A 14,352-nucleotide genomic window follows, 5' to 3' on the forward strand; every position below is an offset into this window, starting at 1 on the left:
CATCATGAACTGGAGTATGTAATGACTGATATAGTAAGTTTGTTAGGTGCTGATGCAAAATCATTATTAGAACATCGTTGCCAAACCATCCCAAGCGAAAATCTCTACCTGCCAGGTTCTGACTTTGTTGATCGTGTTATGATTGATAACAATCGCCCTAATAGCGTGTTACGTTCAATGCAAACCCTGTTTAATCACGGGCGTTTAGCAGGAACGGGTTATCTGTCTATTCTACCTGTTGACCAAGGTGTTGAGCACTCTGCCGCAGCCTCTTTTGCCGCAAACCCACTCTATTTTGACCCGAAAAATATTGTTGAGTTAGCTATTGAAGCAGGTTGTAACTGTGTTGCCTCTACTTATGGTGTTCTTGCTTCTGTTTCTCGTCGCTATGCACACAAAATCCCTTTTCTTGTGAAATTAAACCACAATGAAACCCTAAGCTACCCAGCGCAATATGACCAAACACTGTATGCTAGTGTAGAACAAGCCTTTGAAATGGGTGCTGTTGCAGTGGGCGCGACCATTTACTTTGGTTCACAAGAAAGCCGTCGCCAAATTGAAGAGATTTCAATGGCCTTTGAACGTGCTCATGAATTGGGTATGGTCACTGTATTATGGGCTTATTTGCGCAATCCAGCCTTTAAGAAAGATGGTGTAGATTACCATGCAAGTGCGGATTTAACTGGTCAAGCAAACCATTTAGCCGCGACAATTGGTGCGGATATCGTTAAACAAAAAATGGCTGAAAATAACGGTGGCTTTAAAGCGATTGGTTTTGGTCATACTGATGAGCGCGTTTACACAAAACTCACCACTGAAAACCCAATTGATTTAGTTCGTTACCAATTAGCAAACTGCTATATGGGTCGTGCAGGATTAATTAACTCTGGTGGCGCTTCTGGTAATAATGATCTTGAAGATGCTGTTCGTACCGCCGTTATTAATAAACGTGCTGGTGGTATGGGATTGATCTTAGGACGTAAAGCGTTCAAAAAATCAATGAAAGACGGCGTTGCTCTAATTAATGCAGTACAAGATGTTTATCTGAATAAATCTGTCACTATTGCTTAAAAAACAATTTAGCGATACGCAACGATACACTAAAGCCCCTTTTGTAGGGGCTTTTTAGCATTACCACCAGCGATGAAAATGATGTACAGGGCCGAAACCTTGCCCAACCTCTAAACTGTCGGCATGTTCTAACGCTTGCTGTAAATAGGCTTTTGCTTGTTCAACACAAATTTGCCAGTTAGAAACTTGAGGACGAATAGCAGCTAAAGCCGCTGAAAGTGTGCATCCTGTACCGTGGGTATTTTTCGTATTAACGCGTTTGGAAGTAAATCGCCACTCGCCATTTTGCGTAAATAACCAATCAGGACTTTCATTTTCAGTTAAATGCCCGCCTTTCATCAACACCGCTTTGCATCCTTGTTTTAGCAATGCATAACCTTGTTGCTTCATCGTTATTTCATCTTTAGCGACTTCACAACCTAGCAGTGCAGCTGCTTCAGGTAAATTAGGCGTGATCAAATCAACCAGAGGCAAAAGCTGCTTAACCATTTTATTAACCGCATCAGGCTGTAAAAGAGGATCACCACTTTTTGCAATCATTACGGTATCAAGTACAACAAAAGGGATCGCATATTGCTGAAGCTTGTCGCAAACCACATCAATAATCGAAGCATTAGAGAGCATGCCAATTTTGGCGCTATCAATTCGAACATCAGACAAGACAGCATCTAATTGAGCTGCAACAAAATCAGGGGATAAATCATAGACACTACGGACACCACAGGTATTTTGAGCAACAAGTGCTGTCATTACTGTTGTGCCATATACACCCAGTGCGGAAAATGTTTTCAGATCGGCCTGAATACCTGCACCGCCACTAGGATCGGTGCCTGCGATAGACAATGCATTGAATCTCACTGATTAACTCCTCCTTTCACCAGTTACAGAAAAGTCGGGCTCCGTTAATCAGCAGAGTTACCTTGACTTCCCTACGCTGGCATTATCCAGATCAGGTTATACGGGTTCATCTCAGCCATAAGGCGCCCCGAGCCAAAGCCTATAAATTCAGGCGATAAGGAGTATCTCATGCTCAAGATAAAGATGCTAGTTGGATAACTGATCTCGATTTATTCACTTTCTATTTTTGAGATTTGTTATTCAGTAAGATAAATCAGCGAAGGTTGTATATAATAAGTACTAAGCCGATGGCTTGTATTGCGTGAAACATCAATTTAAGGAATATATTTTATCTATCTTTAAATAGGAAGAATAAAATAAATTATTTTGCTCGTTTTAACGACGATCGATATATTATCTGCTAGATGAGGTATTTATAATGCATTTCTGGACAATCACACAATGCGGAGGGGCTAAATGAAAAATGAACCATCGCAACAGAATAATGGACAATCAATGCCTTATCTTATTCCTGATGCAGACTTTAATGAAAAGTTGAAACTACCAGCTAAAAATATTGAACATACACTCCAGTTTCTTACTCAAGGTGTAAAAGATATTGATTTAGAAGGTTTTGACATTCCAATCGGATACCGTTTAGTTAAATCATTACGTAAAGATCAATACAGACTTGTCACTACAGATAAAGAAAGTGAAACAGCCTATCTTGTTGAGCTTAGATTTCGGCAAGATATCGTTTATGGAAAAACAACGTGTACTCAAATAAAAGTATGGCGTTCTCGTATACCTAAACATCGTAATGCTATAAGAGAATTACCTCGTACTTTTTTCTGTAATCTCTTAAAAGTTCATAATATCGTTGTTACTGACGAAGAACAAACCTCTGATGGTAAAGGTTTTTGGATTGATATGATTTTATGGGCTTTTAGTAAAGGTCATTATATTTATGCTTCTGATGGAACAGAAGAAGATAGACCATTACACTTAATTGACAGTATTGAAGATTTCTACAATAAGTGGGATGCTTTCTGCTGGGGAAAGGATCGTGATACCCATACTCACCGGCTCCTTGTGATTAGCAAAGAAATATTATCTCAATAGATACCCTCTTCGCTTTGAAAGAGTATGGAATATGAACAAATATTCTTTATATCCATACTCTTTCAGCTTAGGATTTTCTGCATAAAAAATAGACGCCCTGCTAAATAAAAGCCACAAAACCTAAACGCTTTATAAACCAATCCCTATTTTTTTCTTTTTTTGTTTAACTCTATTTATTCGTTAATTTATTATCCTGCTGGAAATAGATGTCTTTTCATAATTAAAAGTTATTGATACTGAATTAACATTTCAATTAAATCATAAAAATAGTGATCTTGTTGATTTTTTCTTTTGAACATGGCCAATCTTAAATGATTTTTCTTTAACCTTATTTATCAGACATTTATTTGCAACCTAATAAAAACTTAATTTTTAATAAAAAACAATTCGTTATCATTAAGTGTAACAGTTTTAAATATCAAAAAAATGCATTTATAATTACAACAACTTTATTTATTTTTTCATAACCGATTCTTATCCCTCAAGATTTCATTTAAGAAGTAAAGTTTCAGATACCTCTTATCTTAAATACTTATCGATTAAATAACACTATTAGTAATGTTTATTTGTCATCACCAGAATCATAGCAATACCGCACTCGGAGTTATATTATGTTTTTATCCTATTTTCATCCTAGCGTATTAGCAACTACGTTATTTTCTCTTGCATTAACAACGTCTGCTTTCGCTTCTGAAAATAATTCCAATACCCATCAGATTATTACGACAGAAAACCAACAAGTCACCAGTAACTCATCTCAATCTAATAATGAAGAGAGCTACTGGGGAAAATTCAAGCGTAATGTCAATCAAACTTGGGACAATGACCAATATAACTACTATTTGCCCGTATGGACTTGGCATAACCGTTTTACTTACGATAAAGAAAAAACGGATCGCTATAACGAAACACCTTGGGGCTTTGGGATGGGCAAATATCGTTATGACAATGATGGTGATTGGCACTCTCTTTATGCGATGGCATTTATGGACTCAAATAACCGTGTACAGCCTATTATGGGCTACGGTTTTGAGAAAATGTGGTATCCCGGTGATAAAGACGGGTTTCGTATGGGGGCAGGATTTACACTAAGTATTACAGCACGCCATGAATACAACTATATTCCTATGCCACTCCCTTTACCGTTAGTTTCTGTCGGTTACGGACATCTTTCATTACAAGCAACCTATGTACCAGGGACTTATAACAATGGTAACGTGTTATTTGCTTGGTTACGTTGGCAGTAATTTTTTATTTTTGCCGTTCAGAATAATTGCAAACAATAAAAATAGAGCATAAAAAAACGCATCTCAATGATGCGTTTTTTATTATCAAAATAGGACAATAAAATTTAAATATCTTGGCTTGCTTGAGCGCTATTAGGTGTTTTCTTCATACGGGAAATCTTAAATCCAACCCATAAGAACGCAATCCAGAATGGCATTAAAATCACCGAAATATTCACTTGTGGCATAAATAAGATAATCACTAAAATCATACATAAGAAAGCAAGGCAGATATAGTTACCATATGGATACCATAGTGCTTTAAAGAAAGGCTCTACACCCTCTTTTCTTTTTGCAGCTCTGAATTTTAAATTCGCTAAACAGATCATGATCCAGTTAAGTACTAACGTGGTTACAACCAACGCCATTAATAGTTCTAGTGCCTGATCAGGTAATAAGTAGTTAACTAAAATACCTAATGAAGTCGCAATTGCTGACAATAGTAACGACACTACTGGTACACCACGTTTATTAATGCGAGAAAGTGCATGTGGTGCATTACCTTGTTTTGCCAAGCCATAAAGCATACGACTATTAGAATAAACACCACTGTTATAAACAGACAGTGCAGCAGTTAATACCACAGCATTTAAAATATTCGCAATTAAGAAATTATCTAAGTTGTGGAAAATCAGGACAAATGGGCTTTCACCTTTCACAACTTGAGTCCAAGGATAAAGTGAAAGCAACACTAACAACGAACCGATATAGAAAATTAAAATACGATAAACAACTTGGTTAGTCGCTTTCGGGATGCTAACTTTTGGATTTTCAGCTTCAGCGGCGGTGATCCCCACCAGCTCAAGTCCACCAAAAGAGAACATCACAATAGCTAATGCAGACATAAAGCCCGTAAAACCATGAGGGAAAAAACCTAGCTCCCATAAGTTGCTAACCGAAGCTTGAGGGCCACCATTACCACTTGCCAGTAAGTAGCTCCCAAATAAAATCATACCAACGATCGCCAACACTTTAATAATGGCAAACCAGAACTCTGTTTCACCATACATTTTAACGTTAATCAAATTGATTAAGTTGATTGCCACAAAGAAGATAGCAACGGAAACCCAAACAGGAATATCAGGTAACCAATAGTTAATATATTTACCTGCTGCGGTTAATTCTGCCATACCGACAAGAATAAACATCACCCAATAGTTCCAGCCGGACAAGAAGCCAGCAAACGGGCTCCAATATTTATTAGCAAAGTGACTAAACGAACCCGCAACTGGCTCTTCGGCAACCATTTCGCCTAATTGGCGCATGATCATAAACGCAATAAAACCACCAATAGCATATCCTAATATTACTGATGGGCCTGTCATATTAATAGTTTGCGCTATACCAAGAAACAGACCAGCGCCGACAGCACCACCCAGCGCAATTAGCTGGATATGTCGATTTTTCAGACCGCGCTTAAGTTCTGTCTGTTGCGACTCTCTCGCCATACATCCTCTTCTCTTTATTATTTTATCAACTTAACGTGTAAACTAATATTTACGATTTTGTTTATTTCAAGCCACCATTAAAACACTATTCTGACTTGAATAACAAATACATTTTATGCTAAGCGAAAAATAATAAGAAAAGCTGTCTTTTAGTGATGTTTAGAGGGGAATAATGTGGTAAAGCGACAAAGGCCTTGTTGGAAATCCTCTCCTCGATCGCAAAAATTATCTAAAGCCACAAGATAGAGGCCAAAGGTAATGACTAATGCAATAATTAAGCTAATAATTATTTTCTTTGCGTTCAATTTAAAATCCTTTAAATACATTTTGTTAGTATGACTTATCACATTATAAGCATTCGCTTAAATACGATAACAAGACAGGGAGTTGTTGTTATAAAATTCGCAATCAATTATCTCTATGAGTAAATTTAGCATAACTTTCATTATGAAAGGTAAACGCTTCCTCGACAGACTTCAGATAATTTGCATTATTTCACTCTAAACTGTATGTAAAATGACCTTGTATTATTTTAAGTACACATTTTGCCAACGATTAGAGATAGCTATCCATTAATATGGATTTCTCTGTCTGCCATTTTTTGTATAAGATTAGGGAGTTAATTTTGATTTTTACCTTAACTTCATTGATAGAATGGAACTGTAATGCCACAAGATAATCATCTCGCATTGGTTTGCGCGCTAAGTAAATGGATTGAGGAGCATTTAGGCCGTGTTATCCATCTTGAAGAGTTGGCGGCTTATTCTGGATATTCTCTTTGGCACATGCAGAAAATCTTTAAAGAAGTCACAGGCACCTCTTTAGGAAAGTATATCCGTCAGCGTAGATTGGCTGGCGCTATTCATTTATTACGTACCAGTGAGCGCTCTATCTTCGATATCGCCCTTGATTTCGGCTTTGGTTCACAATCTCACTTTACTTATATGTTCCGTAAAGAGTATGGCATCACGCCTTTCGATTTTCGGCAAAATCAAGAGATCGTTTTAGAAACCAAACAGCCTTTACATTTACAATCACCTTGTTGTGATTAACCCTTCCATTTATGTGGCATTATACAGATAGCTTTTAATGTCACATAAATAATACTCAAGCTATGTGATGATAGACCGCTTCGCCCTTCCTTTATCATAATTGCTTTTATTTAATATGGGGATGCTAATGAGTATTAAGCTTATCGCGATTGATTTAGATGGAACCTTGCTTAACAAACAACACGAAATTACACCAGAAGTAAAACAAGCAGTTCAGCGAGCAAAAGAGGCGGGAGTTAAGATTGTATTAGCTTCAGGACGCTCCTTCAATGGCATCTCTCCCTATTTAAAAATACTTGGTCTTGATACCTCTGATTGTTACTGCATCAGCAATAATGGGAGTCAAATCCATCAAGCTGATAATGGTGAAGTTATTATTCAAGATCTGCTCAATTTTGAAGATTACCTCTATTTTGAAAATCTCGCTCGTGAGATTGGCGTCCATTTTCACGTTATCAGCGATAATAAAATTTATACTACCAATAGTCATATCAGCCATTTCACCTGCCAAGAAGCCTTTTTATCTTGGACTCCGCTTTATTATCGTCCATTGAATGAAATGCAAACCGATATGTATTTTAGTAAGTTTATGATTGTTGATGCACCTGCCGTTTTGGACAATGCCATTCAATATCTTCCTGCTAATATTTATGAACAATACAGCATATTACGTAGCGCCCCTTATTTTATTGAAGTATTGAACACTAATGTCAATAAAGGGAGCGCGGTTCAAAAAGTCGCTGAACATTTGAAAATCACACCAGAAAAAATTATGTGTATTGGTGATCAAGGTAATGATTTAGCAATGTTGAAATATGCAGGTTTAGGTGTTGCGATGGGAAATGCTCCTGAAGAAGTGAAGAAAGTCGCTAAATTCGTCACACTTTCTAATGAAGAGCATGGTGTTGCAGTGGCTATCAATAAATTTATTTAAACACGATCTTTTTTGTGTTTTATAACGAATGTCTACAAAATTATATAGCAATTGTGATCCTTAGCAGAGGATCACACTGCTTTTCGACCAAAAACATAGCCTTTTATTATTCTATAATTGCTGTTAAATGAGCGTTAAATCTGCCTTTCTTCTTACATATCCTTCAGAATTTGTTAATATCAATCCACTTTTCGTTATTCAAACTGCATTTTCACAACATATTAAGCTGTTAATTAGGCTAGATGTAGAATAACAAATATAAATCATTTATATATTTTCTTCACAGACAGGTAGTTTAAGTTATGCTTTCTACAAAAGATATGCTCGTTCTTGGAATGATGGTTTTTGCACTCTTCCTTGGCGCTGGCAATATTATTTTCCCCCCTATGGCGGGTTTTCAATCGGGAAACCTCTGGTTTAGTACATCTTTAGGTTTCCTCGTTACGGGTGTCTTACTCCCTTTCCTAACCTTAGTTATTGTTGCAATTCGCGGACGTGGTGAGCGCCTTTCTGTTGATTTACCTTCATGGGTTGCCGTCATTTTCTGGGTAGCACTGTATCTTATCGTAGGCTCTACTTTTGCGATGCCTCGTGTCACCAATACTGCTTATGAAATGGGTTTCTTACCATTAGGTCTTATTGAGAAAAATACGGTAACACACCTTACTTTCGCACTTATTTTCAATATCACGAGTATGTTCTTCATGCTCAAACAAGGCACAATGATAAGCGCCATTGGTAAGTTTATGACGCCAGCACTGTTAGTTCTGCTGGTGGTTGTGGGCATTGCTGTTGTAGCTAAACCAATTTCCCCAATTGGTGAGCCAACAGGCCTTTATGCGGTAAATGGCTTCTTCTCTGGCTTTATTGATGGTTATCAAACCATGGATGTCCTCTCTGCTATGGCATTTGGTGGTATCGTTGCCCGTGCTTTATATACCAAAGGCATTACTGAACCACGCCAAATCGGTTTTATTACCGTAAAAGCAGGCATGATTTCAGTCTTACTGTTAGCAGCACTTTATCTATGCCTTTTCTACTTAGGTGCAACAAGCCACTCAGTTTCTGTTTTCGCTGATCCGGCTCTCAATGCTACTAACGGCGGCCAGATTTTCTCACGTTATGTTGATGCGTTGTTTGGCTCTGTAGGCACTTGGTTGATGGGAGGTATTGTTTTATTAGCTAGTATGACAACACTTGTAGGTGTAACAAGTGCTGCCGCAGACTACTTTGCGACATTCCATCATCGTTTAGGCTATCGTTTTTGGGTTGTGGTATTTACATTAATGACCACAGTCGTATCAACGTTTGGCCTTGATACATTATTACGAGTAACTATTCCTGCATTATTAATGATTTATCCAACATCAGTCACATTGGTATTACTACAATTTATTCGTAATAAATTAAAAGCACCTCGATTTACCTATCGCTTTACAATTGCAATCATTGTTTTGATGAGTCTTTTCGATACATTGAAACAATTGAAGTGGTTAAATGCTGATTTACTGCAATTATTTAGCTATATCCCACTGTCTGATTATGGCTTAGGTTGGGTATTACCAGGTGTGATTGCCTTTATCATTTCGCTGGTTGTTAGCTTAAATCTTAAAGAAGAAAATCTCCTAGTAGAAAATACAGCGAAATAACTAGCATATAACACCTAATTTATAATGCTGATTGTAAGTTGATAAAAAAAGCGTCTCCCAAATTTTATATTGGAGACGCTTTTTGCTTTTCGATTATCTATATTTTTACTATCTATTCATTACAGGAAACTTTAAGTTCGGTATTTCTCAATCAATGCCCTTAAAATAGCTTCTGATTGAGCATCAGGGATCCCATTGGCTTTGCTCGCTCTAAAATGCATTTGGAAGGCCTTCACGACTTTTTGTGCATTATTATCTAATACGCCATTTGTTGGTGTTTGATAACCATATTGCTGTAATAACTTTTGGAAATTTGCGACATCAACAGGCTCTGAAGGATCTCTACCTGCTAAATAAGTTTGTACTAATTTTTTATCTGGCCAAGCACCTATTCCTTGGCGAGCTAATCTTTCCCAAGGAAATAAAGGACCAGGATCAACCTTTCTAAGAGGTGCAATATCACTGTGACCCAAAACATTTTGAGGCTCGATATCATAACGTTCAATAATATCTTTCATTACCATTGATATCGTCACGATTTGATCCGCTGTATAAGAATACCAATACCTAAACTTGCCATTATCACGGTAACCCAGATTGACAATTTCAATCCCAATGGAGCAATTATTTAGGCTAGTTGCGTCTCCCCATTGACTAATGCCCGCATGCCATGCAATTTGCCTTTCATCCACTAATGAAGTAATCACGGGCTTTCCATCAATAGATGAAGGGTGTGTAGGGATCAAATAATGGCTACTGACTCGCCCTCCAGTAAGAACCTTAAGCGAGCGCTCATCATCTAGCGCGGTATAGTGCATCACCAGATATTTTACACAGTCATTTGCTTCCTGCTTATTAGGAATAACTTTAACTATATATTCACCTCTATCAATAAATACTGGTTGCTTGGCACAACTGGTTAAGAAGCTTATTGCAATAAGTAATCCTATATAATACCGACTAGACTTCATTTCTGATCCTTGATTGATTATTCCCAAAGCTAAATTGTAATAAAAAAACCCATATTAAAGAATATGGGTTTTAAGTTTTGACGCTTTTTTATTATTGTTTTAGTTATTGCTTTAATTATTGCTCACTTTTTCACATCGAACTAAAGGTTCATCAGGAACAATATTCTCATCCCAAATTCCTTCTTCAATGTCATCTTGCAATTCTGGATATTGGCGAATATCAAATGTAGGCAATAAACCAGCTTGTCGTTGCTGGTTATAATCTTTAACTAATTTTAAGGCGACACCAGAAAGCAAGATGATTGCGATTAAATTAGTCATTGCCATTAATCCCATTGAGAGATCGGCCATTTTCCAAACAAGAGGCATATCCGCTAAAGCGCCAAACATCACCATGGCTAAAGCCGCTGAACGTAAAAGAAACAGCCCTGTGGTGTGATTACGTCCAAGGAAAATCATATTACTCTCAGCATAAGCATAATTGGCAATAATGGAGGTAAAAGCAAAGAAGAAAATTGCAATTGCAATAAAGGTACTCCCCCAACCTCCCACACTAGATGACAAGGCCAATTGTGTTAATTGAATACCATTAATACCTTCTGGATAACTGTCTAGTACCCCTGATGATAAAATAATCACCGCAGTGGCACTACAAATAACCAAGGTATCCATAAAAACACCTAGCATTTGAATATAACCTTGAGATGCAGGATGTGGTGGATAAGGTGTTGCTGAAGCTGCGGCATTAGGCGCAGAACCCATACCGGCTTCATTAGAAAAAAGACCGCGCTGAATACCTTGTGTCATCGCTTGGCTAATACCGTAAGCAACGGCACCAGCAGCAGCTTCTTGTAATCCAAAAGCACTTTTAAAAATTAAAATGAAAACTTCGGGTAAGCGTTCAATATGATCTGCAACAACCCAAAATGCTAATAATAAATAAGCTGTTGCCATAATTGGAACAACTAATTCAGCAACACGAGCGATCCAACGCAGACCACCAAAAATAATAAATCCGCTGGTTAGTACTAAAAAGATCCCCACGTAGAGTGGATCAAAATTAAAGGCAGAAGCTGTAGCTTGAGCAATCGAATTTGCTTGAACAGCATTAAAAACTAAGCCAAAAGCGATAATTAAGAAAATGGCGAAAAGAACTCCCATCCAGCGCATTTTCAGTCCTTTCGTCATATAATAAGCAGGACCACCACGGTAATTACCATCATCATCTTTTGTTTTATAAAGTTGCGCTAGTGTACTTTCTATTAATGATGTCGCCATACCAATTAAAGCGACTACCCACATCCAAAAAATAGCACCTGGGCCGCCCGCAGTTAAAGCAATCGCGACTCCCGTCAAGTTTCCAGTACCTACACGCGCAGCTAAACTGGTGCATAATGCCTGAAAGGAAGAGATCCCTGATTTATCTGACTTATGGCTATTTTTTAAAATAGAGAACATATGACTAAAATGTCGGATTTGTATAAATCCGGTACGGATAGTAAAGTAAATACCTACTCCAAGAAGTAAGTAGATAAGAACATATCCCCATAAAATGTTATTCGCAAAGTTTATTAGCCCTGTCAAATTAATCCCCTTATATAATAACGTATATAACCTATCCTTACATCGCTATTGAAATAAAAAAGTAAGCAGATATCGTGTAATTGAGTCAATTACTGATCCGAATTCGTCTTAAAGTAATATCAAAGATTACTGTGTGAAAAGCGAACTAAATGTAACACAATATTGCGTGACATGTATATTTTTTGTTTATTTTTTTACATATTATTATTTTAATTTAATTATCTCGTTAACTAAAATAAACAATATTTAAAAATAAAAAAACCATACATATCATTAGGATAAATAATTATTTCTTTATTTTATTAACTCGAAAAAGTAAAGTAAATATTTTAGTCATTAAGTTAATCAGTCATTTTAGAAAAAAGAATAAACAGATTAAAAAAACATCAATTAATAATCTTTTCTATTTATCTAAAATAAGATTTAAATGAACTATTAAAGTGATTAATTAAGGTATTTTTTAATATGAAATTTAACATTTCAGTAATTAACATTTAAGAAATAAAGATTTTTACAACAATTAACAATAAATATTTTATATTGTCGAATCAATAAAATGCTTTAATATTAATAAGATATTATAATAAGATAAAAAATGAACTTTACTCTTTATTTTATCACACTTCCCTAATGTATTAATTCTAGCATGGTTTGTTATCTTACATTTTTAATGAATACTGTTTGATTGGTTTCTCTTCTCTTTTTTTATTCACTAGCTATTCATTAATAGCCCTATTCTTTTTTGAACATTAATTAAAGTTTAATAAAAATTTATTTCATATTAATAAAAAAATGTAGAATCACGTAAGTTTACCTATTAACCATTTGGTTAATTTTATTTATACTATGTTTTTCCCTGGTGTTGTATTAATTTTCGCCCTGTTTCCCCAACAGGGCATTTTTTTATCTCAGCTTTTCAGTGCCTTACCATAACCCCTTGTCAAATAATACAAAATAAATACACATGAAATATCTAATTGATAAATTAACATTATTTACCTATTTTTAATGCAAAATCCTTCACTCTTTTCATTGATCTAAATCAAATTAAACATTCATATTATTTACTCTTTTCAGAGGTAAATTGCTTTTTTCTCTATTTTAAAACCAATTTAATAAGGGTTAAAAATACCCATTTTATCATTAACCTTATTTGAATTACCCATAAAGTGGTATAACAATTAAAGAGAAATGAACTTTTATTGTTATATTTAATCGCCTTGATTAAAAATCAACCCAAATAAAATACATCATTTTTACTGCACATTAATGACTAATATCTTTATTTGCTTGCATTAATAAGCACGCTCTTTTACCTTACTTATATTGTTATAGAGGGAAAGATAATGAGTTATAACCTTTCAGAATTAACACAAGAAGAAAAAGATAAGCTAAATATAAGTTTAGCCGCTTCAGGCGTCGCTTTTAAAGAGCGCTATAACATGCCCGTTGTAGCAGATGCTGTTTTAAGAGAACAACCTCAAGCTTTTCAAGCCTTCTTTCAAGAAAGGCTGGTATTTTATCGAGCAAGAAGCCAACACTATTCTCGTTTACCTTATGATCCACCGGTAAAAAAATAGTCGAACACTCTCCATTATTTTGATAATGGTAAAAAAAAGAGATAAACCTTAGTTTATCTCTTTTCCTTTCAATCGATTAACTACAACTCACTATCACCTATCTATTATTTAGGAGAAACATAAGTAATAGTATTGTCATCACAATTGACTTGAACATTGTAACGAAGGTCTGTTCTCGCCCCTCTTACATTCAATACCATCTGATAGTTATTATCCATCTTGATAACTTCATTAGCATTAATACTTGCAACAGGTTTTGATCCTAATGCATTTTTATCATCTTGCCAGCGAGGTAAACGATTTTGTAAATAATCATTTTTTACTCTTGTAACAAGTTGATTATTATCTAAATTAACGCAACTCGCAAAGGGAGCAGAACGCACAATATCTTTATTAACATTTTCGATACTTTCTGCAGATACTCCAAAAGAAATTGCAAGTAAAAGACCTGCACCAAGTATTCCTGTTTGACCAATAAACTTGCTTAATTTCATATAACCTCCCGAAAATATCCTTTAAAACAGGATGTATTTTTATTAAGCATAGCACATGGTTAATAACACAATTGTGACATTTGTTAAAAAATTGTTTTATTCATTCTCATCATCAAATACGATAGAAACTGATTCACGGGTTGTATGTTTCTCTCTTAATTCTTGAGCGACTAACTGAATTGCCTCTCCGCTGCTCATTCCCTCAGCCATTAGAGATTGAATTTTTTCTACTGCTTTTTGCTGCTCTTCATGTGTTAATGTAGGCATTCCTAGAAACATAATGTTACTCTTATCTTTATTAACGTCTATTTTGTATTTACATGA

General features: G+C 35.8%; 14 protein-coding genes and 1 riboswitch. Of the genes, 7 read left to right on the forward strand and 7 right to left on the reverse strand.

Translation table 11 applies throughout. The annotated features are described in order from the left end of the window. The first annotated feature begins 21 nt into the window (after positions 1 to 21). A complete protein-coding gene (fbaB, locus tag CBE70_RS17770; RefSeq protein WP_006533078.1) occupies positions 22 to 1,071 on the forward strand; it encodes a class I fructose-bisphosphate aldolase in 1,050 nt (349 codons plus the stop codon). A 60-nt stretch (positions 1,072 to 1,131) separates the two neighbouring features. Here fbaB and thiD read toward each other — a convergent pair whose 3' ends face one another. Then, positions 1,132 to 1,929, reverse strand: coding sequence for a bifunctional hydroxymethylpyrimidine kinase/phosphomethylpyrimidine kinase (gene thiD / locus CBE70_RS17775; RefSeq protein ID WP_100160373.1), 798 nt, complete (start codon positions 1,927 to 1,929; stop codon positions 1,132 to 1,134). Positions 1,930 to 1,980: 51 nt separating this feature from the next. Further along, a riboswitch (TPP riboswitch) is annotated at positions 1,981 to 2,069 on the reverse strand. Positions 2,070 to 2,385: 316 nt separating this feature from the next. On the opposite strand from thiD, the gene CBE70_RS17780 reads away from it, so the two are divergent. Then, a complete protein-coding gene (locus CBE70_RS17780; protein WP_100160374.1) occupies positions 2,386 to 3,030 on the forward strand; it encodes a hypothetical protein in 645 nt (214 codons plus the stop codon). 611 nt (positions 3,031 to 3,641) lie between these two features. Next, on the forward strand, positions 3,642 to 4,277 hold the full coding sequence (gene pagP / locus CBE70_RS17785; protein ID WP_100160375.1) for a lipid IV(A) palmitoyltransferase PagP: 636 nt from the start codon (positions 3,642 to 3,644) through the stop codon (positions 4,275 to 4,277). A gap of 104 nt (positions 4,278 to 4,381) precedes the next feature. On the opposite strand, the gene CBE70_RS17790 is transcribed toward pagP, so the two are convergent. Next, positions 4,382 to 5,764, reverse strand: a complete 1,383-nt coding sequence (locus tag CBE70_RS17790) for an amino acid permease (RefSeq protein ID WP_100160376.1) — start codon at positions 5,762 to 5,764, stop codon at positions 4,382 to 4,384. Between the two features lie 149 nt (positions 5,765 to 5,913). Further along, the gene (gene mgrB, locus CBE70_RS18595) at positions 5,914 to 6,090 is read right to left on the reverse strand and encodes a PhoP/PhoQ regulator MgrB (RefSeq protein ID WP_229096604.1); all 177 of its coding nucleotides are present in this window, start codon (positions 6,088 to 6,090) and stop codon (positions 5,914 to 5,916) included. Positions 6,091 to 6,429: 339 nt separating this feature from the next. Here mgrB and CBE70_RS17800 point away from each other — a divergent pair, with 339 nt between their 5' ends. From CBE70_RS17800 to brnQ, 3 genes are all read left to right on the forward strand, one after another. Continuing rightward, positions 6,430 to 6,816 (forward strand): helix-turn-helix domain-containing protein, encoded by a 387-nt coding sequence (locus tag CBE70_RS17800; RefSeq protein WP_006533085.1) that lies wholly within the window; start codon positions 6,430 to 6,432, stop codon positions 6,814 to 6,816. Between the two features lie 127 nt (positions 6,817 to 6,943). Continuing rightward, positions 6,944 to 7,750 (forward strand): sugar-phosphatase, encoded by an 807-nt coding sequence (yidA, locus tag CBE70_RS17805; RefSeq protein ID WP_100160377.1) that lies wholly within the window; start codon positions 6,944 to 6,946, stop codon positions 7,748 to 7,750. A gap of 302 nt (positions 7,751 to 8,052) precedes the next feature. Next, positions 8,053 to 9,399: a branched-chain amino acid transport system II carrier protein gene (gene brnQ / locus CBE70_RS17810; RefSeq protein WP_100160378.1), complete on the forward strand. Its 1,347-nt coding sequence runs from the start codon at positions 8,053 to 8,055 to the stop codon at positions 9,397 to 9,399. A 131-nt stretch (positions 9,400 to 9,530) separates the two neighbouring features. On the opposite strand, the gene CBE70_RS17815 is transcribed toward brnQ, so the two are convergent. Both CBE70_RS17815 and CBE70_RS17820 read right to left on the reverse strand, forming a co-directional pair. Continuing rightward, the gene (locus tag CBE70_RS17815) at positions 9,531 to 10,370 is read right to left on the reverse strand and encodes an N-acetylmuramoyl-L-alanine amidase (RefSeq protein WP_100160379.1); all 840 of its coding nucleotides are present in this window, start codon (positions 10,368 to 10,370) and stop codon (positions 9,531 to 9,533) included. Between the two features lie 111 nt (positions 10,371 to 10,481). Further along, positions 10,482 to 11,954, reverse strand: coding sequence for an alanine/glycine:cation symporter family protein (locus CBE70_RS17820; protein ID WP_100160380.1), 1,473 nt, complete (start codon positions 11,952 to 11,954; stop codon positions 10,482 to 10,484). A gap of 1,346 nt (positions 11,955 to 13,300) precedes the next feature. Between CBE70_RS17820 and CBE70_RS17825 the strand changes: the two genes are divergently transcribed. Continuing rightward, positions 13,301 to 13,534: a DNA polymerase III subunit theta gene (locus tag CBE70_RS17825; protein WP_100160381.1), complete on the forward strand. Its 234-nt coding sequence runs from the start codon at positions 13,301 to 13,303 to the stop codon at positions 13,532 to 13,534. Positions 13,535 to 13,638: 104 nt separating this feature from the next. Here the strand turns inward: CBE70_RS17825 and yebF are convergent, their stop codons facing one another. Together yebF and CBE70_RS17835 are read right to left on the reverse strand one after the other, a co-directional pair. Next, the gene (gene yebF, locus CBE70_RS17830; RefSeq protein WP_100160382.1) at positions 13,639 to 14,028 is read right to left on the reverse strand and encodes a protein YebF; all 390 of its coding nucleotides are present in this window, start codon (positions 14,026 to 14,028) and stop codon (positions 13,639 to 13,641) included. Between the two features lie 96 nt (positions 14,029 to 14,124). Beyond that, positions 14,125 to 14,307, reverse strand: coding sequence for a YoaH family protein (locus CBE70_RS17835; RefSeq protein ID WP_069367593.1), 183 nt, complete (start codon positions 14,305 to 14,307; stop codon positions 14,125 to 14,127). Positions 14,308 to 14,352: the final 45 nt, after the last annotated feature.

It is taken from the genome of Proteus columbae, from assembly GCF_002777965.1.
Taxonomy (GTDB): domain Bacteria; phylum Pseudomonadota; class Gammaproteobacteria; order Enterobacterales; family Enterobacteriaceae; genus Proteus; species Proteus columbae.

What these genes read in the sequence shown, in the direction of transcription:
- CBE70_RS17790 (WP_100160376.1), bottom strand. Translation starts at nt 5,764, where the DNA reads ATGGCGAGAGAGTCGCAACAGACAGAACTTAAGCGCGGTCTGAAAAAT.
- yidA (WP_100160377.1), top strand. Translation starts at nt 6,944, where the DNA reads ATGAGTATTAAGCTTATCGCGATTGATTTAGATGGAACCTTGCTTAAC.
- CBE70_RS17825 (WP_100160381.1), top strand. Translation starts at nt 13,301, where the DNA reads ATGAGTTATAACCTTTCAGAATTAACACAAGAAGAAAAAGATAAGCTA.
- CBE70_RS17800 (WP_006533085.1), top strand. Translation starts at nt 6,430, where the DNA reads ATGCCACAAGATAATCATCTCGCATTGGTTTGCGCGCTAAGTAAATGG.
- fbaB (WP_006533078.1), top strand. Translation starts at nt 22, where the DNA reads ATGACTGATATAGTAAGTTTGTTAGGTGCTGATGCAAAATCATTATTA.
- yebF (WP_100160382.1), bottom strand. Translation starts at nt 14,028, where the DNA reads ATGAAATTAAGCAAGTTTATTGGTCAAACAGGAATACTTGGTGCAGGT.
- pagP (WP_100160375.1), top strand. Translation starts at nt 3,642, where the DNA reads ATGTTTTTATCCTATTTTCATCCTAGCGTATTAGCAACTACGTTATTT.
- CBE70_RS17835 (WP_069367593.1), bottom strand. Translation starts at nt 14,307, where the DNA reads ATGTTTCTAGGAATGCCTACATTAACACATGAAGAGCAGCAAAAAGCA.
- brnQ (WP_100160378.1), top strand. Translation starts at nt 8,053, where the DNA reads ATGCTTTCTACAAAAGATATGCTCGTTCTTGGAATGATGGTTTTTGCA.
- CBE70_RS17815 (WP_100160379.1), bottom strand. Translation starts at nt 10,370, where the DNA reads ATGAAGTCTAGTCGGTATTATATAGGATTACTTATTGCAATAAGCTTC.
- CBE70_RS17780 (WP_100160374.1), top strand. Translation starts at nt 2,386, where the DNA reads ATGAAAAATGAACCATCGCAACAGAATAATGGACAATCAATGCCTTAT.
- mgrB (WP_229096604.1), bottom strand. Translation starts at nt 6,090, where the DNA reads ATGTATTTAAAGGATTTTAAATTGAACGCAAAGAAAATAATTATTAGC.